The sequence below is a fragment of the Algoriphagus machipongonensis genome, from assembly GCF_000166275.1.
GTDB lineage: Bacteria > Bacteroidota > Bacteroidia > Cytophagales > Cyclobacteriaceae > Algoriphagus > Algoriphagus machipongonensis.
Genome location: NZ_CM001023.1, coordinates 3,324,115 through 3,347,625, shown reverse-complemented (window position 1 = coordinate 3,347,625; position 23,511 = coordinate 3,324,115). Strand labels below are relative to the sequence as shown.

Sequence of the window (23,511 nt, the reverse complement as noted above, 5' to 3'; positions counted from 1 at the left end):
GGGATGCGAAATTAATAAAATGCGGACAAAATGGCAGTTTACTTTGCTGTTTATTTACGAAGATCTGTAAAAAGGTTCGGAGCTATTCTTTTTCGAAAGGAATCTTCAGTTGCTCCCCGAAATGCTCATGCTCTTCTGTGATATTTAAATTGGAAAGTCCTAGCCCTAATAAACGAACGGGTTTAGAAACCACTTCCTGCTCTAATAGTTCCTTTGCGATCTCCCAAATCATTTCTTTATCAGGATATTGCTCTAAAGTTTTGCTCCTGGTTTGAAGACTAAAGTCAGAGTATTTCAATTTCAAAGTGACAGTTCTACCCTTGATGCCTGATTTGTCAAGTCTTCGAATGACCTCTTCGTAGATAGGCTGTAGTTTATTGAGCAGTTCCTCATCAGTGGTTAGGTCTACCTCAAAAGTGTTTTCTGCACTGAGAGATTTCCTAACCCGATGTGGCTGGACTTCAGAAAGGTGAATTCCTCTTACAATATTGAAATAATGAAGTCCTGATTTACCGAATTTTTTAGAGAGAAATTGAAGGGAAAACTGTTTTAAATCAGCCCCATTATGTATTCCTATTTTCTGCATTTTTTCAGCAGTGACTTTACCGATTCCAAAGAATTTTCCAATGGGAAGTTTCTCTAAAAACTCTTCTGCATCTTCCGGTAAAATATATGCTTGACCATTGGGCTTGTTTAAATCTGAAGCAATTTTAGCAAGGAACTTGTTATAGCTGACTCCAGCAGAGGCGTTTAAGTTTGTCTTCTCTTTAATCTTTTGCCGGATTTGCCTGGCAATTAATATTGCAGAGTTTATTCCTTTTTTATTCTCTGTCACATCTAAAAATGCCTCATCTAAGGACAAAGGCTCAACTAAATCAGTGTATTCGTAAAACACTTCTCGAATCATCAGGGATAATTCACGGTATCGATCAAATCTGGGTTTGGCAAAAATAAGGTGGGGACATTTTCGTACAGCAATACTGGAGGCCATGGCAGAATAAACACCATATTTCCTAGCTTCATAGCTGGCGGCAGCCACTACTCCTCGGGCACGACTTCCACCCACTACCAAAGGCTTCCCTCTCCACTCAGGATGATCCATTTGTTCTACAGATGCATAAAAAGCATCCATATCCACATGTATGATTTTTCTGACTGTATTAGTTTTTGGATTTTCCATCGAGTACTTCCAGCAGCACTTGAGCTTTCAATAGACATTCCTCATATTCTAAGGCTGCATTTGCATCTGAGGTAATGGCACTGCCAACACCAAAATAAAGTTTTTTAATCTCTAAATCAGCAATGATACTTCTGATGACAACAGAAAAGTCAAAATCGCCTTGCTCATCTATCCAGCCAATGGCTCCCGAAAACCAATTTCTTTTGAAATTTTCCAGTTCTTCAATCAGTTTCATGGTACGGATTTTAGGTGCTCCCGTCATACTGCCCATCGGGAAAGTTGCCTGGATGATTTCCTCAAATCCAACCCCGGGTTTTAAAATAGACGAAACTGTACTGATCATTTGAAAGACTCTTGGAAAAGGATAAATGCCAAAAAGCTCATCTACTTTAACTGAACCTGTAAGTGAAACCTTGGACAAGTCATTCCGGGTTAAATCTGTGATCATCAGGTTCTCAGCTCTTTCTTTTTCGCTTGCAAGTAAATCTGATTTATTAGCCAAATCCTCCTTCTGATTGCTCCCACGGTGAATAGTGCCTTTGATAGGTTGACCAATTAATTTCCTTCCTTTTTTGGTTAGAAAACGTTCGGGAGATGCGGAAATCAACCATTGGGTCTTTGCCTTGAAGAGTGCTGAAAATGGCATAGGGGAGAGCTTCTGGAGTTTATGAAAAGCTGAAATAGGATCCCAATTGACAAAATCACCCGTAAACGCTTGACAAAAATTCAACTCGTAGGTTTCGCCCTCTTTGATGAAATCCTGGATTTTGAGCACAGATTCTATATACTCCTCTTTGCTTAACAAGGGGTTGATCTGGCAACTAGTATTTACTTTCGGTAAAGAAATGGCTTCAACCTGCTGCCAAAAGGAAAGAGAAAGGTTGGTTTTACTATGGACTTCCTCTTCATGGATACATAAAGAGATTTGAGGCTGGAAAAAGCACAAATCAGGAAGTGGGATGAGGGTAGGATTATTACTTTCAAGCTTTTCCAGCCTGTTTTTAAAATCATACCCAATTATTCCAACCTTTTGAATTTTTAATGAATCATCCCAGATTTCAGCTTCTTTCAGTTCTTGGTTTCCAGTAAATAATAAATGTTCGAAGGGGTTTTCGGGATAGGGGTATTGATTCCCTTGAAAATAGGCTAAAAAGGGCTGGGTTTGGTCTGCCCAGTACAACAGTTTTTGTTGCCAGTCAGGAAAGTCAGGTTTGTAGCTGAAAGGGAATTTTTCCATTTGGATACAAAAAAAGAGGAATTCGAATCGAATTCCTCTTTTTAAAAGAATAAACTTCAGGAAGCTTATTCAGATGCTGTAACATTAAGGTTTAAAGAAACCGTGTTATAGATAAATTTATCTTTTGTCTTATCTACTGCATCAGCCTCGTCACCGTAAGATAGACCCCATGCAGTTCTGTCAATGTTAAATCCAGCTTTAGCAGATACTACACCATTGTCAATGGATACTGCTGCAGGGAATTTGATGTTTTTTGTATTACCTCTCATAGTAAGGTTACCTGAGATCCAGTGCGTTGGTTGCTCAGGAGATAGTTCAGTTGCACTTTTTGGCGTGTTTTCTGACTCAAATTGCTCTTCTACTGCAATTTTATCTGATTCTGAGAAAGGCATTACTTCAGTAATTTCAAATGTTGCCTGAGGATGGTTTTCTGCATCAAAGAAATCTGCTGATTGCAAATGACCATAAAGCTTACCGTAGCTCTCATCAGTCTCTTCCATATCTTCGATCTTAAGACCTGTGATATCGAAGGTGAATTTACCTCCAGTAATTTCTGATCCACTTAGCGCCAATTCACCATTTACAGCAGGAATTTTACCAAAGTGTTGTCCAGTTGGTTTGTAACCTCTCCATGCGATGGTAGTTGCTTCAGGATCAATGCTTAGGCTTTTACCTTCTAAAGTTGCTACTTCTTTTGCTTCAGATGTTTCTACTGTTTCAGACGGCTTGTTACATGAGAATGTAAGTAAAGCACTTGCTAGTAAGAATCCAGTTAGTTTAATAGTTTTCATTTCTACTGATTATTAAGATAAAGTTGAATGTGCAAATTTATATGTATATACATGTAAACTCCAATTTTTTTAAAAAGTTTCATTTACAAAATTAAAATTCACTCTTAAGATCTTCTTAGATTTGAATTTCAACATCTATAAACAAGCTATGGCATTAATTGTTCCAGTGAATTCAAAAGAGCCAAAATTAGGTGAAAATTGTTGGTTGGCACCCAATGCAACTCTTGTAGGAGAAATAGAGATGGGAAATAACTGTACCGTATGGTTTAATGCTGTTATTAGGGGCGATGTTCACTTTATTAAAATTGGGGACGATACCAATATACAAGATGGGGCAGTCATCCACTGTACGTACCAAAAATTCCCCACAATTATTGGGAACAAGGTCTCAATCGCTCATAATGCCGTTGTTCATGGTTGCACCATTCACGATAGGGTTTTGGTAGGAATGGGGGCTATTGTAATGGATGGAGCTGTAATCCATTCAGGCGCTGTAATTGCTGCCGGAGCAGTGGTTCTTGCTGGGACCGTTGTGGAAGCCAATTCTATTTATGCAGGAATGCCTGCAAAAAAAGTAAAGGATACAGGAGAGAATATGCAGGAAGTAATTGATAGGACGGCTAAAAATTACCCCATGTATGCTAAGTGGTTTGAAAAATAATGACTTGATGCGATTATTTAATCCCATTATTTTTTGAAATGGTAGTATTTAGTTACTTTTAATTAATATTCTTTGGTTTAAATACATTTTTTATGATTTTAAAAGCAATTTTTTTATGGCTTAAGAAAAGGTCGACGCTGGTTTTTCTAACTCTACTTTTCTTTTTATTCAACGTGTTGTTGAATTATTTTCTTCCTTCTGAATATGCATTGGACTTAAAATTCGCCTATTCTGTAGATCAGGCGTACCAATCACTTGGAAATCTTTCACTTTCCGAGAGGAATGCATACAAATTTGGAATAATCGCTTTGGATTTCCCCTACATGCTCGTGTATGGACTTCTTGCTATCGGATTGTTGCGAATTTTTTGGAAATCAAGCAAAGTAGCAATTCTCCCTTTGGGGATCTTTGTTATGGATTTCTTTGAGAATATCCTGATTATTGGAATTTTGAATGACTTCCCAGAAAGACATCAGGTACTTGCAACCCTAGCTTCCATCTTTACGACTTCCAAATGGATGCTTGTTGGCTTGCTAGCTATATTTTTATTAGTGGGCTTAATGAGTCATTATAGAATCTATCCAAACACTGTTAGGTCTGAAAACTCCTAATCTTCCCAGGGCTAAAATAGAGGCTGACTTCAAGATATTTTAATGTAAAAATGATAGGAGTCGAAGCGCTTAAATTAATAGATAAGCATTTCGACTCCCTTTCCACCGGAAGGTGGGTATTCATTTTGATAAAAAATTTAATGAGAAATTTTCATTTTTATGGTGTCCAACTTCCTGGATCTTTTCTCCATGATGAAAGCGACTTCAACGTTTCATCGCTTATGTAATTTTTCTTGATAGCTCTTGGAAGCAAGGCTTCATAATGGCTCAGGCAGATTAATTTAATTCCTGCATTTTTAAAGTTTTCAGAAGCGATATCAAAACCATAGCTAAATATGGCTACCATTCCTAACACCTCAAAACCTGCTTTTTTTAAGTCAGCGGCTGCTTTTAATGAGCTTCCTCCAGTTGAGACCAAGTCTTCCACAACAACTACCTTTTGACCTGGTGTAACTTTGCCCTCTATCATGTTTTCCATACCATGACCTTTTGGCTTCGACCTCACATAGATAAAAGGAAGTTCAAGGTCATTGGCAATTAATGCTCCCTGAGGGATTCCTGCAGTAGCAACACCCGCAATGGACTCTGCTTCTGGGAAATAGTGCATTACACTTTTGACCAGTTGGTCTTTGATCAAATTCCTAACCTCAGGAAAAGACAAAGAAATTCTGTTGTCACAATAAATTGGAGACTTCCATCCGGAAGCCCAAGTGAATGGGGATTCAGGTTTTAATTGAATCGCTTTAATTTCCAGTAATTTATCTGCTACTTCTGCAGCTACGCTTGAGTCTAAAATTTCCATACCCCAAAAATAAGTGATAAACTTTCCTGAAGGTTGTTGCTGCTGATTTTTTTATGCATTTTTGATCGATTGACCACATTTAAGACGATGTTTTACCATGAGAATTTTTGTAAACGACAAGCCCTTGAACTTGATTTCCTATGAGGAGCTCGAAGCCAAAAAAAGCTATGAGTCGATTTACCAAGCATCAGAGGAGTTACCGGAAAAGATAGATTGGAAGGATGATGTGCTTTTTCATGAGCCTTCTCATGATCTGATAATCAAGATATTGTATGTCATGAGGACAAGGAAATTAAAGGATTTAGATTCTATTACCTTGGTCTCAAAAGACAGATCTGTTTTGAAGAAGTTTGTAAAAAGTCGTTTTAACATCATCAAAGCTGCTGGTGGCGTGGTAACCAACAAGAAACATCAGGTTTTATTAATTTACCGATTGGGCAAATGGGATTTCCCAAAAGGAAAATTTGAAAAAGGCGAGACTCCCGAAGAGTGTGCAATAAGAGAAGTGGAGGAGGAGTGTGCTATCAAAGTAAAGGCTACCAAGCATCTTTACAATACCTGGCATACGTATTCCCAAAACCGGAAAAGCATTCTTAAAAAGACCTATTGGTATGAAATGGAGTGTATTAGTGATAAGGGGATGACTCCACAAAAGGAGGAAGGGATTGATGATATTCGATGGTTTTATGAAGGTGATGCCAAAGTTGCCTTAGTTAATTCATATCCATCTATGCGATACTTATTTAAGCAGTTTATTAAAGGTCACCCCAAGCCTCAAATCTTATAAGGAAGGAATTCTGCGACATCACCACCATAGCGGTGTACTTCTCGGATGACCGTAGAACTTATCGCTGCAATAGGAGGAGAGGTGATCAGGAAGACTGTTTCCAACTCATCATTTAGATATCGGTTCATCTGACTGATTGAGTTTTCATATTCAAAGTCAGTGGTGTTTCTTAAACCTCGAATAAGGAAATTTGCGTTGTGCTTTTTTGCTAAAGTAGAGGTAAGCTCGTTGTAAACGATCACTTTTACCTGAGGGATATCCTTATAAACCTCCTCAATTTTACTGACCATTAAATCTATATCAAAGTAGCGATTTTGTTTGGTCGAATTGTAGCCTATCCCAATGATGATTTCATCAAAAAGTTTCAAGCTTCTGACAACAATGTCATGATGGCCCATCGTGTAGGGATCAAAGGATCCAGGGAAAATGGCTATTTTTTTCATCTTTTATTCGAATTGCCAAAATGCTTCAAAAAGTCCACCTGACTTCAAATGCTTAAACCCATGTGAATAATTTTGATTGGAATGTGGTCTCAAAATTCTGAAATGTAAGAAGTAATCTTTTGCCCAATTTTCAGTCACCTCATAATGTTCGGTAGCTCCGTAGACAGTTATCCTTACGTGGTTTTTTTCATAACCCAGCTGTGTGATCAAAATACTGATATATTTCAGAATATCCTCTCGGCTCTTGATTTCAAAAATATTGAAGACAGAAATTTCCTGATCAGTAAAAGCTGCGAGATAAATGTAATTGTCAATAATGCAGACAGAAATCTCCTGTCCTATAAGATTGAACCGCTCTTTGAATAGGTAGGAGAGAAAGGAACTTGCTCCATGATGATAGGATAGCTCAGAAAACCGTGCTTCTAAAGCTTTCTTAGCTTTTTTAGAAAGAAAGGATACAAGCTGTATGTTATTGCTATCCATGGGTGAAGAATAGTAAAACAGGTCTTTTTCCATCTTTCCTGCAAAGGATAGGTAGCTTTCCTCTTGTCCAGGTTGGAACAAAACTCCAGGAACCAAGCTAAATACCGGTTGGTGGATATAAAGTTTGGCTGGAAGATCCAGTTTTAACAGTGGGTCTGATACCACTATTTTATCCAAATCATCCCAATCAAAGGAGGTGTAATAATGTATACCAATATTCGCAAGATTCTTGTCCTTAGCGAATATTGCTAATGAGTGGGGATATAAAAAAAGTGATAAGCTTGTTGTGTCCTCCACATCAAACTTATCACTTTTGTATACTTTCAGAGTGTTTTCCAAAATCCTTTTGGATTATTTCCAGTTACCTTCTGTAGAAGCATCAGTTCTGGATCCTACTTTTAAAGCTTTTTCGTTGTTGTTAAGTTGTCTTTCAGGATTAACTGGAGCAGGGTCTCTAATCTCGAATACAGCAATTTCATAACTGTTTCTTTCGATTTTATCCGCGAAGAATTCAAACTGCTTTCCTCCAGAACCTGGAACGACTGCCAAAGCTTCTAGATTGAAGTCAGGATATTTTCTTTCGTTGAACAATGAGTCTTTTACGTTAACAGAGCCTAAAGTATCGAATGTTACGGTTGTTTCTTCTTTACCGTATTCCAATAATTTAGTTGTTTCTTTTCTTTCTACGATCCAGATCTTACCTGTTTGGATGAAATTCTTAAGATCATTCCAGTTATCTGCGTACTCTCCGTTAGAAGCTTGATATGCTAATTCTGCATCTCTCAGCATTTGAAGCTTTTCAATGACTGCTGCTTCAATCAAAGCAATTCTTTTTTCAGTTTCCACTACATCGTCAACGCCTTTCCAAAGAAGGTAGCCAAGACCTAGTGCCGCTAAAAGGAAGACAAAGGATAATACTTTAGTTAGATTCATTTTGATTAATTTTTAAAATCAAGGTAAGGTTGAAGGTTTTTTAAACGTGCTATTTTATGGAATTATTTCCAAAATTAAAATATCCTTTCCACAAACCTAAGTCATCAAGGGATTTAATTTGTCTAAATATTTGATGAATGGATTCTTTTGGAACAGATTTAATGTCATCCAGACTCATCCAAGTAAGTTCTTTCAAAATCTGGAATTCCCTACTAAGTTCGGGATCTTCTCCGAGTTTCAAACAACCTCCTGTGGATTTTACACTAAAAAAATGCTCCATCGCATGTAAAGGAGGGTCTAAATACTCATGAACGAACAAATATTTGGTTATTTTAACATTTAAGCCCGTTTCTTCCAGGAATTCTCTTTGCAAATTCTCTGAGGCAGATTGCCCAAAATTCATTCCTCCTCCAGGTACTGACCAAAGAATTTTGCCATTCCCCATAAGATGCTTGACCATTAACAGCTTTTCATCCTGAATTAAGATGCCATTTACCCTAACTCTAAGCTGATTTCCAAATTTTGATTCTATTTCCTTGCTGATTTCGTCTTTTGACATTTACATTCGCTTCTATGGCTAAAGATAATCAGCACTTGCCGAAGCCCTCGGATTTATTGATCAAAAATTTCTCTTTTCCTCCCACTCATGGTCAAAGGGAGTTTTTTGAGAAGATGAATGCTTTTTTGAAGACTGATACCAGCTCCGAACCTACTTTTGTTTTAAGAGGATATGCAGGAACAGGTAAGACTTCTGTGATCTCAGCCTTGGTTCGATCCCTTCCTCGTTTGAATATGCGGGCATTACTCTTAGCTCCAACAGGCAGGGCAGCCAAGGTGATGGGTAATTATAGCCAAAGGGCTGCTTTTACCATTCATAAAATCATCTACAAGCCCAAAGGGGAGGATGGAAGTCTTGGGAATGGGTTTATTCTTCAGAAAAACTACTACAAGGATACTGTGTTCATCGTAGATGAATCTTCCATGATTGCAGATGATGGAGGAATGTCAGGAACCCTTTTGGGAGATCTGATCCGCTTTACCTTCCAGGGTTCTGGAAATCGCTTGATCTTCGTGGGAGATACTGCCCAATTGCCACCGGTGGGAAGTGAGTACAGCCCTGCTTTGGATGCTGGGTACCTATTGAGGCATTTTAGATTAACCGCAGACCAAATCGAGTTGACTGAGGTGATGAGGCAAAAGTTAGAGTCTGGCATTCTCTACAATGCTACCCAACTCAGGGGGCAATTAACCCAAGAAACTCCTAAGATAGAAATCAGTACCAATTTGTTTAAGGATACTTTTAAGATGACAGGGGAACGCCTGGAAGATGGGCTTCGCTATGCCTATGACAAGTATGGTACGGAAAACACAACGATCGTCACAAGATCCAATAAATCCGCAGTTCAATACAACCTTTATATTCGTCAAACCATCCATTTCTATGAAGATGAAATTTGCGGAGGAGATTTATTGATGATCGTTAAGAACAATTATACTTATATGGCTGAGTCTGACCGGGTGAATTTTCTTGCCAATGGAGACATGGCTGAAGTGACCAAAATAAAATCTTTTGAAGAGTTGTATGGGTTCCGTTTTGCGACTTTAGAACTACGCTTGCTGGATTACCCAGACGAACCCCAGTTTGAGGCGAAAGTACTCTTAGATACACTATATGCGCCCAGTCCATCACTTACACGAGACCAATACCGCAGTCTTTATCAACAGGTGGCAGAGGATTATGCAGATGTCGCTAGCAAAAAAGAGAGAATGGAGCTCATTAGAAAGGATCCTTACTTGAATGCTTTACAGGTGAAGTTTGCTTATGCCTTGACTTGCCATAAGGCGCAAGGGGGGCAGTGGAAAGCCGTATTTGTGGATCAGGGCTATTTAAAAGAAGATCAAATAGATCAGGATTTTACCAGATGGCTTTATACTGCTATCACCAGAGCCACGGAAGAACTTTATCTAGTGAATTTCAATCCTTTATTTTTTGTAAAAGCAACTGAAGATAGCCTTTGAAATGAAAAATTGGCAAGGTATTTTCATTATTGAAACCAGCTAGTGTTTATTTACGTTGTTTTGATGCTAGTCAGAAAAGTTGAATATTTGAAAACTAACAGATAGTAAAGTCATGAAAAAAATTGCCGTTTTATTTAGTCTTTTTGTATTTGCGCTTGTCCTTAATGCAAATGCACAGGAAGCCTCAGGAGCTGTTATTTCCTTTAAGGAAAAGTCAGTGGACTTTGGGGATATTACCCAAGGAGACAAAGTATCTCACACTTTTGAATTAACCAATTCAGGAAAAACACCCCTAATTATTTCCAACGTTGCAGCAACTTGTGGTTGTACTGTTCCAAGTTGGCCAAAAGACCCTATCGCTCCAGGAAAAACAGCGGAAATTAAAGTTTCGTTTAATTCAACTGGAAAAATGGGGAAACAAAATTCTGTTGTAAGAATCTATTCTAATGCTTCAGAGCCAATAGAAAAAGTATCCTTGATTTCTAACGTCCTTCCAAAGACGAAATAAAGATAAATACTACCTACAATGAAAGCCTCCTGAGAAATTGGGAGGCTTTTTTATTGCCGAAAATCTTATGCAATTATAACTGTTGGTTAAGTCTTTTTTTCACAAGCCAAGAAAGGAAAATAAAAAATCAATTTATTTTCCGTATTTCTATTGTATCATTTTGTAACAATAAATAAAATTGGTTTAATTCAGACCCTAATCAAGATATTTATGAAATACACAGCCCTTCTTCTATTTCTTTTTTCAGCAATAGTATCTTCAAGTTTTGCAATATCAGATACAGTACAAATAACTAACTCTAAAACCTCGATTACCTATAAAGCAGTAGTTGTTACTCCAAGTTCTTATGAGCAGGTAGAGAAAAATTTTCCCACACTTTACTTATTACATGGAGGTGTAGGTAAGTTTTCTGATTGGACTAAGCAGATTTCAGACAAAGCTTTAATCCAAAAACTGGCTGATCAATACGGATTTATCATTGTGATGCCGGAAGGTGAGGCATTTAGTTATTACATAGATAGCCCAGTGGTTGAGAATAGCCAGTTCGACAGCTACATTTCTAAAGATGTTGTCAATTATATGGATAATAACTACAGAACTATCGCCAAAAAAGAGGGGAGAGCGATAACTGGTTTATCTATGGGTGGATTTGGAGCATTGTATTTATCAGCTAAGCATCCTGAGCTGTTTTTGGCGGCTGGAAGTATGAGCGGAGCTTTAAATCCTGATCTTAAGGGATGGGGTCTTCCACAACAAGCAATGATTGATGTGGGAAAAGGATTTGCGGGTATCTTGGGAAGCAAAGAAGAGTTTCCAGAGCGTTACGAAGAGGTAAGTATTATCAATAATATCGACGTTTACAAAGAACATGGAATCCATTTGATGATCGACTGTGGGGTAAATGACTTTTTAATTCAACCCAACAGAGAATTGCACAGAAGATTGGTTTTCGAAGGAATTTCACATGATTACACAGAGCGAGACGGAGGCCATTCATGGAAATATTGGGAGAATGCCCTTCCATACCACATGGTGTTTTTTGCAAGTTTACTGGAGAAATAATCCAATTGGGGAGTGAGAAAGTAACTTTCAGGAAGTTTGAGTTTAATTCCTTATTAAATCATTAAACTGGATTACTTGAAAATCTGGAGAGGATTCGAATAATTCATCCAAAATCCATTTATGTGCTCCTCCATAAATGATTAATAAATTTTCATCCGTGTCTACCAGGTTTTTGGAATTTGCATAAATACGAGCATTTCTACGATACCATCTACCCAATAAATCTGCCCCGACATATTTATCTAAATAGCCTACATTCACCAAGCCTGTAGTCCAAATTTGTTTGTTACGGACTGAATTCTTTTTAGAGTTAATAAGAAGCAGGTAATCCTTCACATTCAGATTTCGCTGTATAGTGTCCATAAAGGTATTGTACCTTAAGTTTTCCTGATCGTAAGATTGCCATAATTCTAGATGTCCTAAACTATCTGCATAAGCTTCCCAGTCATCTATTTCGTTAATGCTTTCAGGCATCGGTGGATTATTGTCTACACAATACACCTTATCATGGCCGAGAGATTTTGCAAGTTTAAAACCAATCTGAAAAGCCTCATTTTTTTCTAACGAGTAGTTTCCTTCCAGGTATTCCCGAAATAGTGAATCTAATCTATCTTGGTATTCAGGCCTCCACTCAACTGCAATTTTGGAGGGATTAAATTCTTCTAATTTTTTGATTATCTCATCTAATTCAGACCGATTTTCATCGGTTGTAATGTCAATATGATTTTTGGCTACCACATCACTGCCATCTCTACTTCTATCAAAATGAAATACGCCAAGCGTTAGCACTTGGTGGCTAGGTTTTTTGTCGATGATTGGGAAATCATCCATAAGCCCTGAAAAAATATCTTTTGAGTCTTGTTCTTGCTGTTTTTGAGATGGCTCAGAGCAGGAGAAAAGCAAGAAAAACAAACTTATGAATGATATTTGCTTCATGGATTGACTATTTTTTCGGAAATAATCTCTTTGGCTTTCATCAACTCAGAAAGTAGCCTTTCTTCGGTGCTAACTTGATCATGAGCATAGTTTTCTAGGATGATTAAGTACTTATTGTTCGTGAATTTTTCATCCCCTATTTGGCTTGTCACACTTTGTACATAGGTATTAGATTGAAGTTCTAAATCATCCTGAAGTTTGTAAACACTGGAAAGTTGTTCCAATAAATCAATATCAAATCGGGTAAGTACTCCAGATAAAGTGGCTGATTGGAAAGAAGCATCTTTTAAAAGTGGTGGGTTAAGGCCTTTCCAAAACGAAAAATTAGAGGGTAATGAGCTTCGGTTTTCTAAATAGTAGATGCTATCTCTCAATTGGACAAAATAAGCTAATGATTCCTCTGTGGAAATTAAATTGTTGTTTATTTCCTGAAATAAATTTTGAAGTACTTTTTCGGATTGCTCCTTTTCTTCTTTTTCCTTACTCCAGTTATTAGCCAAAAGGCCTAGGTATACACCCAGCATCACAGGGACAAAAAGAACAAAAGCTTCGTAAAGTAATTTTTTTAATTTCTTCTTCTTGTTCATAGTAGTTGGTTGAGCTTTATAAAGAAGGTGTTTGTTCTACTCCAATCTCTAAACATTAATATTTCTATAAATATATAATTTTAGAGGTTTCAATAAGCTTATTTCAAGATAGTTTAGGTCATCTGAAAGTGTCTTCTTGAAAAACTACTCCCAATATTGGGTGCCTAAGAATTTTAGAGCTTGAAGAAAATTACATGCTATGTCGAATTGATCTGGCATTTACATAGCCTTATTCAAGATTTCTATTATTTGATCATTTGGGATGATATCGATGGTAAGATTGATACGGTCGGTGGTGCCTTTGTTAAAAACTCGGTGAGGATCAGTCAATCGTAAATACCAACATTCTCCAACTTTCATTGGGACTAACTCATCATTTAAATAAAACTCTACACCTTCATTGTTATCTACAGGGATGGTCAAGCGAATCATAGATTTCTCTTGCTCTAGTCCTAAAGTTGGGTCAGTATGCTCCTTGACAATGGAATTTGGAGCTAAAAACAATAACCTAACAAGATTTACCGTAGTGTATTCGCTAAAAAATTCGATAATGCTTTTTAAATAGGGACTGCTTTTTAAAGCGGGTGTATCAAGCCAATCAGTCCAGGTTCCATCTGCATAATCATCAGCAGGCGGGGGGAATGGCAATGAGGTGTCTACCAAATGTGCCGGAGAACGTAAGGGGATAACATTATAATATTCATACTCCTTTTGTTTCAAAGCCTTCGCCTCTAAAACCATTTTCTCTACATCGAATTTAAAAGGTAATTGGATTCTGTCTTTTGTTTCTTGCTTTGTTTCCATCTGAGGTTGGAGTTTTATTAACACCTGTTGAATTAAAAATATACTATTAAATCTAAAATTTATGAAAAATCAATTATAACTCCCTGAGTTTACAGATTGATGAATTTTTATAATATACACTATCTCATTCAAATTTACATTTCAGTTCAATTTCTGGCTCCATTTGGTAAGTGAAAGTAATGGAATTGCTATCATTTGGTTTTTGAAGGATAGATTCAAAAGGTACGGTGAGAGAGGATTCATTCCTTTCCAACCAGATGTCTTGATAGATTTTAACTCTAGTATCTAAGAATAGCTTTTCAAAAGTATCCAAGTTCACATTGGTCAAATCAATTTTTTTTTCAGGAAACTCGGCAGGGATACTCTCTGAAATAGGTAAAGCAGAAATAGCTTCTCGAACGTTAAATGCATTTCCCATCTTTAATTCTTTTACCTCGGATTTGCTGTCTGAACTGCTCGAAAAGGATAGGTCTATCAGTACATTTTCAGGTAATAATAGGACATCATTCCTGAATTGGGGGAGTAGATTGACTAAAATAGGAACATAGCATTCCCGGTATAATAAGGCGTCTAAAGTTTCGCTAATAACGATGTCATATGAGTCTGAATCTGGAACTTTAAATGTCACTGCGTCTCCAATGTGAAATTCAATTAGATAGTCTGATAAGTCGAGGGAATCGATCAATTTTTTGGCAGATACTACTGAGTTTTTATTTATTTCCAAAAGTGAAAATTGTACCTGATTTGCTTGGAATAGGGGAGCGATTAGTGTTAAAAAGGTCGCATATGGACCGCATCCGGCGTAAAAAACACGAACTTCCTTTTCTGGATTTTCATTGAGTTTTTTAGTAATAGCTAAAACAATTGCTTTGATGAATTTCAAAGTTCTTTTGTAATCCAATAAACATTGTGCAGCATAATTTAGCCCTAATGCTTTGCCTTTAGCTGTGGGAACTGCTGCTAAGTTTTCAATCCTGGAGTCAAAGCCTGTAATACTGGTTATTTTTTGGAAATGATTGTAGATCTCATCGAGACCATATTTTCCCTTTTCATAATCAATTGAGTTTTCGAAAACGGAACCAGCAAGTTCACGAATGGATTTTAATACGTCTGTTTTACTCATTTGAATTGGTGGTACATTATTAATTTGAAAAATGTAGAATGATAAGACTTCAATTTATTGTGTGAAAGTTATTCCTCTTCTATTTCCACTCCAGTTTAAAAAGGGAAATGCCCTGAGCTGGTATTGTCAGCTCAATTTCCACCGTACCATCCTTTGATTCTACCCAAAAAGGAGAAGTATATAACTCAAGTTGGCCAGCTTTTTCAAGTGCTTCAATCTGTTCATTAGAAGGGGCTTGTGGAGATCCCATTTTCTTCCAAAGTGTGTAGGAGTTACTGTGTTCCTGATCTACCCGATAGTGATTTATTAATACTTTTTTTCCAGACACGCCTTTAATTTGAAGACTTACGGATGCATCCGGAACAGTTAAGTCATTGTTGTCATGATAATTCCAAACCATCACAGCAGCACTTCGATCACTTTTTGATGCGATTGCGTTGATATCTTGCTTTTCACGAACACTATGATCTCTTACCTCTAGAAAATCATAGGCAAGTCCATCCTGATTTATTTTTACCCGATCACCTTCCATCATACCAAACATCCTAAAGACGTTTAAAACAGGCTTATCTACACCATTGGTAGCCATATCTCTAAACCCAGCGTACCATGGTTGATCTTCAAATTCAAATCCCCAAGTCACTGCTCCCAATAAATTCACTCCAAAATGGTCAGCCAACTCATACTTTCTAGAAAATGCAGCAGCGGTATAACTGGCATACATGGTCCCATTCCTATAATCATTTTGTGGATAATCATTTACTGAGCAAGCGGCGCAACCTTCTGGATCAGATTCTCCGATAATAATCGGTAGATCTTTGAATTCTGGATAGGAAGCCACAATTCTAAAGCCCTCACTTATATCCCGCAACTGCGTTCCAATATTCATTTGAACCATATCATCTACCAACTTGGGGCTGCCTTTGGCATGAAAAGAAATAAAGTCCAGTGGAATGTCTTTTTTACCAGTTGCATAGCTTTTGTCATCCCGTACATGATCTAAAAATGCGGTTAAGAATTCTGCAGCTTTATCCCATCCCGGACCTGTAGTTTCTGGCCCACCAATTTTGGCTGTGGGTAGCGCTCTTTTTACCGCATCGGCGGCATAATCATATAGCATAAAATACTCTTCCATGGTACCTTGCCAGTAACCTATGTTAGGCTCGTTCCATACCTCCCAGTACCAGCTGTCAACCTCTTCTTTGCCATAACGCTCTACGCAGTGTAAGACCCATTGGTAAACAAGTTCTCCATATTTCTTATAGTCGTTTGGAGGATATGCCCAACCTGTATAAATTTCTTCGTAAGGTGCTCCCGGATACCAATGGTGCCTGTAAGGTTCGGGTTTGGATGAAAGTGCTTCAGGCATAAACCCAATCTGTGCAAAAGGTTTCATACCTCTTTCGATGTAAGTATCAAAAATCCTGTCTACAATTGTCCAGTCATACACAGGGTTACCATCAGCATCCTCTGTGTAGGCATTGGTTGATCCCCACTTTAATGCATGGGTTCCTTCACCGGTCACCAACAAGCTATGTGCTCTGACATAAACAGGAACAGGACTTAGAGAAGCTATTTCTGACAGCAACTTTTTACCATCTTTCATGTATGTATAATTAGGCTCATCATAACCCCACCATGCCCAAATGGGGTCCATTTCACCTATTTTTTCATCTAGATTCACCTGAATGTTTACTTTTTCAACTTGTTCTTGAGCTCTCAGATGGATGATCGTGAAGGGGAATACGAGGATTGTTAGAAGGGTTTTTATTAAAAGTGGTTTCATAGGTTTGGGTTAATTGTTTTTTAAAAAGCATGCGAAAACATGAGGGTCGAAATCTAAATCATAAGTTACTGGTTCTCATTAGTAAATCCTGACCATTGAAGAAAAATTACAGTATTTGGGATAATCTAACTGAATGGAGTTTGTTAAGTGTTTTAATGTGGTTTTCTGAACTTTACTAATAGCTTCTTGACTTTAGCCCTTGAAGAAAGGTTGCTATAGAATTAGCCTAAACAAAAATGAAATTTCAGAATTGAATAGTCATGGGAACAAATTTTGGCTCAGTTTTAAGTTATCTCAAAAAAGATGTCTGCCAATTTATTTGTATCCGATTGTTTATTGTTTCTTACTCTTGAACAACAAGTAGAAGGTAAATGAGACTTCTCCTAAAGCTGCAGCAAACCCTACGATTAATGCAGTATAATCTTCATATCCAGGCATATTGAAATTACCGAATGTTTCGAGTAGGTAACCTATCGCTGATCCTAGAAGAAAGCTTCCGAAAATATTCGGGATGGTATCTGATTTATAAATCAAAACGCTAAGTAGTAGTAGGTGTAAGCCAAAGAAACCTCCTGCAATGAGATATCCATATTGGTGTGCATTCATAAATAGTAGGCTCAGTGATTCTAGCTGAGCTTGATCAAATGTTGAAAGGAAAGATTCTCCACCCAAGACCAGATTTGCCATATAGTGATTTAACAAATTCAGGCTTCCTATAGCTGGATGAGCGATCAATCTCAAGGCAGCAGATACCATCGCTAAGTTTTTTCCAAACGGTTTAAACATTTGATAAAGAAGAACCGATATGACAGCATCAATGATGAATGCTATCAAATCCAATGACAACCCTAATCGAAACAAACTTTCATTTTGCAAAATATTTGTAGCGGTAGCTAAAGCATTACCTGGAATAATTATGGTTCCGCGAATATATCCCTGACTGAAACCTGCACAGATAATCACAATTAAGTATAGAAGTCCAGTAAGTTTATAAAATCTCTTTTCCATGATTTTTAGGGTTTAGATTAATTTTGAATGGTTTAATTCAGGCATTATAGATGACGACATTGCCTTTTTTATGTCCTGAATCAATATAGGTGTGTGCTTCTGCCAATTTTTCTAATGGGAATTGACGGTCAATAACAGTCTTGAGCTTTCCTGCCTTATAAATTTCAAGGACCTCTGATAGCATGAATCGAAGCTTTTCCTCCTTATTAGCGCCAGTTGCTTGAAACTTTGCTTTCTTGCCTTTAAAAAATGAGGTTATCACCATTTGAATCATTAGAGGAAACTGAAGAACAGGTGATAGATAGATGCCTTTATCTTTTAAGATGCCTTTGCATGCTTTGAAAGAGCTTTTACCCACCGTATCATAAATGATATCGTAACGGTCTTCACTTTGAGTAAAATCTTCTTTGTAGTAATCGAGGACCTTGTCAGCACCGAGGGACTTGATGAGTCCTGCATTCCTATCGCCACAAACTCCCGTTACTTCAGCTCCTAGATACTTGGCGATTTGTACAGCTGACATTCCAAGTGCGCCTGATGCGCCATTTATCAGCACCTTTTGTCCAGGTTTTACGTCAGCAATTTCTTTTAGGAAGTTATACGAAGTAAGGTGCCCATCGCAGAAGTTAGAAGCCGCTGCAAATTCGATGTTTTCTGGAAGTGGGAGAATCACACCATTCTCAGAAACAGTCAGAAACTCTGCATTAGCTTTAAAGCCAAAGGCTGTTTCACCAAAGACTCGATCACCGACTTGGAAGTTTGAAACGTTCTCTCCGACTTGTTCCACGATTCCTGCGAATCCAGTTCCTGGAATACCTGTTTTCGGTTTAGTCAAGCCAATGAACAATCGAGCAAAATATGGTTTCCCGGTACGCATCATCGCATCTGCTTTGGTTGCAGCAGATGTCTTCACTTTCACAAGGACTTCATTCGCTTTTGGTTCAGGTTTGGTAACTGATTGTAATTGGAAAACCTCAGGGGTTCCATATCCTGTAGCTACTATTGCTTTCATTTTGCTCGCCATGATTTTTTGTTTTTAGATTCATGACAAATAGAGTAAAAGCGAGTCGAGTTATTGTTCGGAATAGTAGGAAGAGGTTCGGAATTATAATTTCGAACCAAAAAAGTGGTGCTAGGATTGACTTTTCTGGTATTCCTTGGGCGTCATTCCAGTGACTTTTTTAAAAGCAGTGTTAAAAACAGTTTTTGAATTGAATCCGCTCTCATAGGCCAATCCAATTAAAGAGATGTGAGAATTGGAAGGGTCAACAACCAATTTCTTAAAATGCTCTACACGTTTTTGATTGATGAATTCATTAAAATTTTTCCCTAAATACTCGTTGAGTAACCAGGATAATTGGTTGGGGTGAATATCAGTTTGTTCGGCCAGAGACCGAAGGCTTAGCGATGGATTTAAAAATGGGCTTTCCGATTCAATAAAACCTTGCAGTCTTTCCACCTGAGCTTTAGCGTTTGCATTATCAAAAGATTTAGACTGTGTCCTTTTGACTTTATGAAGGTCACTAACCTCAGGGTAAATTCGCTTATGGTATTCAGCATACCTGGGGTCGGATTTGATAGGCTCTGAAAGAGGATCACTGAATCCAAGCAGAAGAATAGAAGATTTGTCTTTAAATATCTTCTCTAATACAGCGAATGCCTCATCAAAACGTCCAAGATTGGCATAAATGATAAATAAATAGGAATGTGCATGATGGGCCAAAGGATCATTTGCATGTTCTTCCAATTCCTTCAGCAATTCAGTATCCTGATTTCCTGTCAAGACATCCACTAAAGTATTTAAACCCAATTTTTCGTCAGGAGTAAAAACTTCATTTGGTGTTTTTTTTATTAGTGCTTTGGCTTCCTTTAATCGATTTTCTTTGATGTGTATGTATGTGCTGACAATAAGTGCAGGAAGGTTCTTTTCATTTTCTTCCAACAATGCATTTAATATCTTGATTGCTTCATCAAGTTCGTTTGTTCTGTAGAGGTAATTAGCTTGAAAAAATCTAGTTTCTGGATTGAGCGGGTCAACTGATTTAGCGTAGAGAATATGCTCTTTAGCTTTGTTGAAATCTCCCTTGAGTGTATTGAAAAAAGAAAGAAACTGATGAGCCTCTGCGTAGGTAGGTCTTGCCACGACAGCTTTTTGAATGAATTTCATTGCGGATGAAAAATTTGCTTCCGTGAAAAAAGCATGATGGGATAACATCAAATTTAGTCCGGCATGATTAGGGTCTAGTACTTTTGCTAATTGCATAGCTTCAACCGCTTTCATCCAGGATTCTTCTCTAGGAGCAAAACCAGCAACGGCCATAAAACTGTAACTATCGGCACTGCCAAGAAGTGCATCAATTAGATTTGGGTCTAATGCTAATGCTTTTTCAAATTCATTTATAGCAATATTTACATCTTCGGGATTCCACTTATAAAAATGATACCGACCTTTCAGTAAATGTTCATAAGCTGTGATGTTTTGGGTTGGGAAGTTTACAAGTTGGTCCGAAATTGTCAAATGACCTTCATGCTCTCTAAGTTTGTCGGCAATGATGAGACTGATTTCATCTTGTATCTCAAAAAGGTTTTCCTTCTTTCTGTCCCAAGTTTCTGTCCAAAAAGTTGTGTCTTCTATTACATCGATCAATTGAGCACGAATTCGCAAAGAATTTCCCGAAACGCGTACGCTACCTTCGAGTATCACATTTACTCCAAGCTTTTCAGAAATTTCTTGAAGAGAATAGCTATGGTCTTTGAAATAGAAACTGGAAGTACGTGAAGTGACTTTCAATTGCTCGATCCTAGAAAATGCATTGATGATTTCTTCAGTAATACCATCACAGAAAAAATTATTTTCCTCGCTATTGCTGATGTTCTTAAATGGAAGAACAGCTATGGAGATGCTTTTTTCAGTTTGTTTTTCCATTTCAAGAAGTTTCTGGTTACAGTAAAGTGGATGAATTAACCTGATTTGGCAATTCTTTAAATGGTATTTTTTTTAAAGAAATTAAACTAAGTATTTCTGGTAGAAAAGAGAATCTTATCCTCATTTTTCGGATTGTTAAAAATAATATTTCTTTTATTTTCTTTATCTCATGTGAAATCATCTCCTTTTTGAACTGGAATTCAAAATTTGGGGTTTTTCAAGCTTAATAAACTATTTCATGGCTCAAACAGCAGCGCGTAAAATCACGATAGGTCAGGTTTTTAAAACCATTATTTGGCCAAGAAGAAGGCATCTTTTTTTAGGCTTATTTTTGATTATCATCAGTAGATTGGCAAGTCTGGTTTTGCCGGGAGCCAGTAAATACCTGGTGGATGATGTGATACCGAGCAATGATTTAAATATGCTCAAATGGCTTATAATTGCCGTAGTAGCGGCTATTGTTGTGCAGTCGGTCACTTCTTACGCCTTGACACAAATCTTGAGTGTAGAGGCTCAAAACCTCATCGCAAAACTGAGATCACAGGTTCAATCTCATATCATCAAACTTCCCATTCGCTTTTTTGATAATACCAAAACCGGTGAGCTGGTTTCCCGAATTATGACAGATGTGGAAGGTGTTAGAAACCTAGTTGGGACAGGCTTTGCACAAATGATAGGAGGGATTATTACTGCCATTATTTCTCTTTTCTTATTGATTAGTATTTCTCCAAAAATGACCCTATTTGTTCTCCTCCCAGTGGTTGTTTTTGGACTTGTTTCCTTAAAAGCTTTTGGTAAAATCAGGCCTATTTTTAGGGAAAGGGGTAAAATCAATGCACAAGTCACAGGTAGGTTGACCGAGACTTTAGGAGGTATTCGTGTAATCAAGGGGTTTAATGCCGAGCAACAAGAGATAGTGACCTTTGGGAAAGGGGTTGATGAGCTATTTCAGAACGTGAAATCCAGTTTGACAGCTACTAGTTTTGTGACTTCAGCAGGTACTTTATTATTGGGATTGGCATCTGCTGGAATCATGGGCTTGGGTGGCTACATGATCATGCAGGAGCAATTAACTTTTGGTGATTTTTTAGCTTTTACCTTATACTTGGGATTTATGATCGCTCCAATTGTGCAAATGTCAAATATTGGGAGCCAATTGACCGAGGCATTTGCTGGTTTGGATAGAACAGAGGAGATTATGAATACTCCGCTTGAAGCTGATGATCAAAAACGAACAGAGACGCTTGATAAATTGAAGGGAAACATCATTTTTGATAAGGTGTCCTTTGCCTACGAGGAAGGAAAAGAAGTGGTCAAACAGGTGAGTTTTGAAGCCCCAGCTGGATCAGTAACTGCTCTAGTAGGAACTTCAGGTTCGGGAAAAACCACCATTGCCGGCCTAGCAGCAACTTTTTTAAATCCGGATGCAGGAATGATCACAGTGGATGGGGTTGATATTCAGTCTGTAACTTTAGAGTCTTTTCGTTCCCAGTTGGGAGTGGTGCTTCAAGATGATTTTTTGTTTGAAGGGACGATTCGGGAAAATATTCTTTTCCCAAGACCTGATGCCTCAGAGGATCAACTTCAGCAAGCTGTTCATGCTGCACACGTTCAGGAATTCACAGATCGATTTGAGGAGGGTTTAGATACTTTGATAGGGGAAAGAGGAGTTAAGCTTTCCGGTGGTCAAAGGCAAAGAATAGCGATTGCAAGGGCGATTTTGGCAGATCCTAGAATTTTGATTTTGGATGAAGCTACTTCCAATTTGGATACGGAGTCAGAAACTTTGATTCAGGCTAGTTTAAAAGATCTGATGAAAGGGAGAACTACTTTTGTGATTGCACATAGGTTGAGCACAATTCGTCAGGCAGATCAAATTTTAGTGATCGAACAAGGCAAAATTGTGGAGAAAGGTAAACACGAGGATTTGATTGCTTTAGAGGGAAGGTACTACCAATTGTATACCTATCAGGCGAGAATTTAAGGTGCTATAAAATAGTAATAGGCCGTTATAAGTCTAGAATAATTTGGGTGAAGCGAAATGGAGTATTTAATACCTTAATAACCATTTACATTTCACGAATGATTGGGATGACTTGAGAAATATGCTCTGCCTGATAAAAATTATCATGTTCGATTTCATGCTCTATCATTTCATGAGTCCAGGTAATATGATAGGGAATGTGAATGGCGTGACCTCCAAGTTCGAGTACAGGGAGTACGTCTGATTTAAGGCTATTACCCATCATCAGAAATTCTTCCGGAGCCACATCAAGATGGCGAATCAGCTTTGCAAAATCCGCTTCTTTCTTTTCGCTCATAATTTCGATATGGTGGAAATAATGATCGAGACCAGATTTTTTCAATTTTCTCTCTTGGTCCACCAAATCGCCTTTGGTAGCCATTACAAGACGAAAGTTTCCTTTTAATTCTTCTAAAACTTCTTCTACCCCAGGAAGAAGTTCTACTGGCTTTTCCATCATATCATAGCCAATTTCCAAAATTCGATCGATGAGCTTTACGGGTATTTTATGATCAGAAATCCGTAAAGCAGTCTGTATCATAGAAAGCATAAAGCCTTTTATTCCATACCCGTACAAGCCTAGATTTTCTATTTCTGTACGATAGAGTTCTTTGATGCTGCTATGTCTGGGCATAAACGCCTCAAGTAGGTTGGCAAATTCCTCTTCAGCTTCTCGGAAAAATGGTTCATTAACCCATAAGGTGTCGTCGGCATCGAAGGCTATTACTTTGATCATCAGATTGGAAAATTAATGGAGTGGTAAAGTTGCAAAGTGGTAAGATTTTAAAGTTGTAACATTGG

General features: G+C 37.8%; 24 protein-coding genes. 7 read left to right on the top strand and 17 right to left on the bottom strand.

Annotated elements, in window-relative coordinates; genetic code table 11:
* Positions 1-82: 82 nt before the first annotated feature.
* The 3 genes from dinB to ALPR1_RS13980 form a co-directional block, all read right to left on the bottom strand.
* The gene (dinB, locus tag ALPR1_RS13990) at positions 83-1,180 is read right to left on the bottom strand and encodes a DNA polymerase IV (protein WP_008201631.1); all 1,098 of its coding nucleotides are present in this window, start codon (positions 1,178-1,180) and stop codon (positions 83-85) included.
* Positions 1,161-2,417, bottom strand: a complete 1,257-nt coding sequence (locus ALPR1_RS13985; protein ID WP_008201630.1) for an anthranilate synthase component I family protein — start codon at positions 2,415-2,417, stop codon at positions 1,161-1,163. Before ALPR1_RS13985 ends, dinB begins: the two co-directional genes overlap by 20 nt.
* A gap of 65 nt (positions 2,418-2,482) precedes the next feature.
* Complete coding sequence (locus ALPR1_RS13980) at positions 2,483-3,208, bottom strand: YceI family protein (protein ID WP_008201628.1); 726 nt, start codon at positions 3,206-3,208, stop codon at positions 2,483-2,485.
* 148 nt (positions 3,209-3,356) lie between these two features.
* Between ALPR1_RS13980 and ALPR1_RS13975 the strand changes: the two genes are divergently transcribed.
* A complete protein-coding gene (locus tag ALPR1_RS13975) occupies positions 3,357-3,869 on the top strand; it encodes a gamma carbonic anhydrase family protein (RefSeq protein ID WP_008201625.1) in 513 nt (170 codons plus the stop codon).
* Positions 3,870-3,961: 92 nt separating this feature from the next.
* Positions 3,962-4,480 carry a hypothetical protein gene (locus tag ALPR1_RS13970; RefSeq protein ID WP_008201623.1) on the top strand — a complete coding sequence of 173 codons (519 nt, stop codon included), beginning with the start codon at positions 3,962-3,964 and terminating at the stop codon, positions 4,478-4,480.
* Positions 4,481-4,637: 157 nt separating this feature from the next.
* Here ALPR1_RS13970 and pyrE read toward each other — a convergent pair whose 3' ends face one another.
* Positions 4,638-5,282, bottom strand: a complete 645-nt coding sequence (pyrE, locus tag ALPR1_RS13965) for an orotate phosphoribosyltransferase (protein ID WP_008201620.1) — start codon at positions 5,280-5,282, stop codon at positions 4,638-4,640.
* 97 nt (positions 5,283-5,379) lie between these two features.
* Here pyrE and ALPR1_RS13960 point away from each other — a divergent pair, with 97 nt between their 5' ends.
* A complete protein-coding gene (locus ALPR1_RS13960) occupies positions 5,380-6,069 on the top strand; it encodes an NUDIX hydrolase (RefSeq protein ID WP_008201618.1) in 690 nt (229 codons plus the stop codon).
* Here ALPR1_RS13960 and coaD read toward each other — a convergent pair.
* Genes coaD through ALPR1_RS13940 form a run of 4 tightly spaced genes read right to left on the bottom strand, consistent with a single transcriptional unit; the run spans position 6,057 to position 8,487 of the window.
* Complete coding sequence (gene coaD / locus ALPR1_RS13955) at positions 6,057-6,512, bottom strand: pantetheine-phosphate adenylyltransferase (protein WP_008201615.1); 456 nt, start codon at positions 6,510-6,512, stop codon at positions 6,057-6,059. The genes ALPR1_RS13960 and coaD overlap by 13 nt on opposite strands.
* Positions 6,513-6,515: 3 nt before the next feature.
* Positions 6,516-7,334, bottom strand: a complete 819-nt coding sequence (locus ALPR1_RS13950) for a DUF3822 family protein (RefSeq protein ID WP_050776401.1) — start codon at positions 7,332-7,334, stop codon at positions 6,516-6,518.
* Positions 7,335-7,346: 12 nt separating this feature from the next.
* Complete coding sequence (locus tag ALPR1_RS13945; protein WP_008201611.1) at positions 7,347-7,928, bottom strand: hypothetical protein; 582 nt, start codon at positions 7,926-7,928, stop codon at positions 7,347-7,349.
* 49 nt (positions 7,929-7,977) lie between these two features.
* Positions 7,978-8,487, bottom strand: a complete 510-nt coding sequence (locus tag ALPR1_RS13940) for an NUDIX domain-containing protein (RefSeq protein ID WP_008201609.1) — start codon at positions 8,485-8,487, stop codon at positions 7,978-7,980.
* Positions 8,488-8,501: 14 nt separating this feature from the next.
* Here ALPR1_RS13940 and ALPR1_RS13935 point away from each other — a divergent pair, with 14 nt between their 5' ends.
* The 3 genes from ALPR1_RS13935 to ALPR1_RS13925 all read left to right on the top strand — a co-directional run bounded on the left by ALPR1_RS13935 (position 8,502) and on the right by ALPR1_RS13925 (position 11,517).
* Positions 8,502-9,947 (top strand): ATP-dependent DNA helicase, encoded by a 1,446-nt coding sequence (locus ALPR1_RS13935; RefSeq protein ID WP_008201606.1) that lies wholly within the window; start codon positions 8,502-8,504, stop codon positions 9,945-9,947.
* 112 nt (positions 9,948-10,059) lie between these two features.
* Positions 10,060-10,455: a DUF1573 domain-containing protein gene (locus ALPR1_RS13930; RefSeq protein ID WP_008201605.1), complete on the top strand. Its 396-nt coding sequence runs from the start codon at positions 10,060-10,062 to the stop codon at positions 10,453-10,455.
* Positions 10,456-10,665: 210 nt separating this feature from the next.
* Positions 10,666-11,517: an alpha/beta hydrolase gene (locus ALPR1_RS13925; protein ID WP_008201604.1), complete on the top strand. Its 852-nt coding sequence runs from the start codon at positions 10,666-10,668 to the stop codon at positions 11,515-11,517.
* 42 nt (positions 11,518-11,559) lie between these two features.
* Here the strand turns inward: ALPR1_RS13925 and ALPR1_RS20405 are convergent, their stop codons facing one another.
* The 8 genes from ALPR1_RS20405 to ALPR1_RS13885 all read right to left on the bottom strand — a co-directional run bounded on the left by ALPR1_RS20405 (position 11,560) and on the right by ALPR1_RS13885 (position 20,687).
* The gene (locus ALPR1_RS20405; RefSeq protein WP_008201602.1) at positions 11,560-12,453 is read right to left on the bottom strand and encodes a DUF5694 domain-containing protein; all 894 of its coding nucleotides are present in this window, start codon (positions 12,451-12,453) and stop codon (positions 11,560-11,562) included.
* Entirely contained in the window at positions 12,450-13,040 is a 591-nt protein-coding gene (locus ALPR1_RS13915) for a hypothetical protein (RefSeq protein WP_008201599.1), read from the bottom strand. The genes ALPR1_RS20405 and ALPR1_RS13915 overlap by 4 nt, the downstream gene beginning before the upstream one ends.
* A gap of 219 nt (positions 13,041-13,259) precedes the next feature.
* The gene (locus ALPR1_RS13910; RefSeq protein WP_008201597.1) at positions 13,260-13,844 is read right to left on the bottom strand and encodes an aspartyl/asparaginyl beta-hydroxylase domain-containing protein; all 585 of its coding nucleotides are present in this window, start codon (positions 13,842-13,844) and stop codon (positions 13,260-13,262) included.
* A 124-nt stretch (positions 13,845-13,968) separates the two neighbouring features.
* Positions 13,969-14,967, bottom strand: coding sequence for an SAM-dependent methyltransferase (locus ALPR1_RS13905; protein WP_008201595.1), 999 nt, complete (start codon positions 14,965-14,967; stop codon positions 13,969-13,971).
* A 79-nt stretch (positions 14,968-15,046) separates the two neighbouring features.
* The gene (locus ALPR1_RS13900; RefSeq protein WP_008201593.1) at positions 15,047-16,753 is read right to left on the bottom strand and encodes a GH39 family glycosyl hydrolase; all 1,707 of its coding nucleotides are present in this window, start codon (positions 16,751-16,753) and stop codon (positions 15,047-15,049) included.
* A gap of 333 nt (positions 16,754-17,086) precedes the next feature.
* Positions 17,087-17,761: a DUF4386 domain-containing protein gene (locus ALPR1_RS13895; protein WP_008201591.1), complete on the bottom strand. Its 675-nt coding sequence runs from the start codon at positions 17,759-17,761 to the stop codon at positions 17,087-17,089.
* A gap of 37 nt (positions 17,762-17,798) precedes the next feature.
* Positions 17,799-18,773, bottom strand: a complete 975-nt coding sequence (locus tag ALPR1_RS13890) for an NAD(P)-dependent alcohol dehydrogenase (RefSeq protein WP_040303648.1) — start codon at positions 18,771-18,773, stop codon at positions 17,799-17,801.
* Between the two features lie 120 nt (positions 18,774-18,893).
* Positions 18,894-20,687, bottom strand: coding sequence for a helix-turn-helix domain-containing protein (locus tag ALPR1_RS13885; protein ID WP_008201588.1), 1,794 nt, complete (start codon positions 20,685-20,687; stop codon positions 18,894-18,896).
* 238 nt (positions 20,688-20,925) lie between these two features.
* On the opposite strand from ALPR1_RS13885, the gene ALPR1_RS13880 reads away from it, so the two are divergent.
* Complete coding sequence (locus ALPR1_RS13880) at positions 20,926-22,671, top strand: ABC transporter ATP-binding protein (RefSeq protein WP_008201586.1); 1,746 nt, start codon at positions 20,926-20,928, stop codon at positions 22,669-22,671.
* Positions 22,672-22,756: 85 nt separating this feature from the next.
* Here the strand turns inward: ALPR1_RS13880 and ALPR1_RS13875 are convergent, their stop codons facing one another.
* Positions 22,757-23,446, bottom strand: coding sequence for an HAD family hydrolase (locus ALPR1_RS13875; protein ID WP_008201583.1), 690 nt, complete (start codon positions 23,444-23,446; stop codon positions 22,757-22,759).
* Positions 23,447-23,511: the final 65 nt, after the last annotated feature.

Coding starts and splice junctions, on each gene's coding strand:
- dinB (WP_008201631.1), bottom strand. CDS start 1,180: ATGGAAAATCCAAAAACTAATACAGTCAGAAAAATCATACATGTGGAT.
- ALPR1_RS13985 (WP_008201630.1), bottom strand. CDS start 2,417: ATGGAAAAATTCCCTTTCAGCTACAAACCTGACTTTCCTGACTGGCAA.
- ALPR1_RS13980 (WP_008201628.1), bottom strand. CDS start 3,208: ATGAAAACTATTAAACTAACTGGATTCTTACTAGCAAGTGCTTTACTT.
- ALPR1_RS13975 (WP_008201625.1), top strand. CDS start 3,357: ATGGCATTAATTGTTCCAGTGAATTCAAAAGAGCCAAAATTAGGTGAA.
- ALPR1_RS13970 (WP_008201623.1), top strand. CDS start 3,962: ATGATTTTAAAAGCAATTTTTTTATGGCTTAAGAAAAGGTCGACGCTG.
- pyrE (WP_008201620.1), bottom strand. CDS start 5,282: ATGGAAATTTTAGACTCAAGCGTAGCTGCAGAAGTAGCAGATAAATTA.
- ALPR1_RS13960 (WP_008201618.1), top strand. CDS start 5,380: ATGAGAATTTTTGTAAACGACAAGCCCTTGAACTTGATTTCCTATGAG.
- coaD (WP_008201615.1), bottom strand. CDS start 6,512: ATGAAAAAAATAGCCATTTTCCCTGGATCCTTTGATCCCTACACGATG.
- ALPR1_RS13945 (WP_008201611.1), bottom strand. CDS start 7,928: ATGAATCTAACTAAAGTATTATCCTTTGTCTTCCTTTTAGCGGCACTA.
- ALPR1_RS13940 (WP_008201609.1), bottom strand. CDS start 8,487: ATGTCAAAAGACGAAATCAGCAAGGAAATAGAATCAAAATTTGGAAAT.
- ALPR1_RS13935 (WP_008201606.1), top strand. CDS start 8,502: ATGGCTAAAGATAATCAGCACTTGCCGAAGCCCTCGGATTTATTGATC.
- ALPR1_RS13930 (WP_008201605.1), top strand. CDS start 10,060: ATGAAAAAAATTGCCGTTTTATTTAGTCTTTTTGTATTTGCGCTTGTC.
- ALPR1_RS13925 (WP_008201604.1), top strand. CDS start 10,666: ATGAAATACACAGCCCTTCTTCTATTTCTTTTTTCAGCAATAGTATCT.
- ALPR1_RS20405 (WP_008201602.1), bottom strand. CDS start 12,453: ATGAAGCAAATATCATTCATAAGTTTGTTTTTCTTGCTTTTCTCCTGC.
- ALPR1_RS13915 (WP_008201599.1), bottom strand. CDS start 13,040: ATGAACAAGAAGAAGAAATTAAAAAAATTACTTTACGAAGCTTTTGTT.
- ALPR1_RS13910 (WP_008201597.1), bottom strand. CDS start 13,844: ATGGAAACAAAGCAAGAAACAAAAGACAGAATCCAATTACCTTTTAAA.
- ALPR1_RS13905 (WP_008201595.1), bottom strand. CDS start 14,967: ATGAGTAAAACAGACGTATTAAAATCCATTCGTGAACTTGCTGGTTCC.
- ALPR1_RS13900 (WP_008201593.1), bottom strand. CDS start 16,753: ATGAAACCACTTTTAATAAAAACCCTTCTAACAATCCTCGTATTCCCC.
- ALPR1_RS13895 (WP_008201591.1), bottom strand. CDS start 17,761: ATGGAAAAGAGATTTTATAAACTTACTGGACTTCTATACTTAATTGTG.
- ALPR1_RS13890 (WP_040303648.1), bottom strand. CDS start 18,773: ATGAAAGCAATAGTAGCTACAGGATATGGAACCCCTGAGGTTTTCCAA.
- ALPR1_RS13885 (WP_008201588.1), bottom strand. CDS start 20,687: ATGGAAAAACAAACTGAAAAAAGCATCTCCATAGCTGTTCTTCCATTT.
- ALPR1_RS13880 (WP_008201586.1), top strand. CDS start 20,926: ATGGCTCAAACAGCAGCGCGTAAAATCACGATAGGTCAGGTTTTTAAA.
- ALPR1_RS13875 (WP_008201583.1), bottom strand. CDS start 23,446: ATGATCAAAGTAATAGCCTTCGATGCCGACGACACCTTATGGGTTAAT.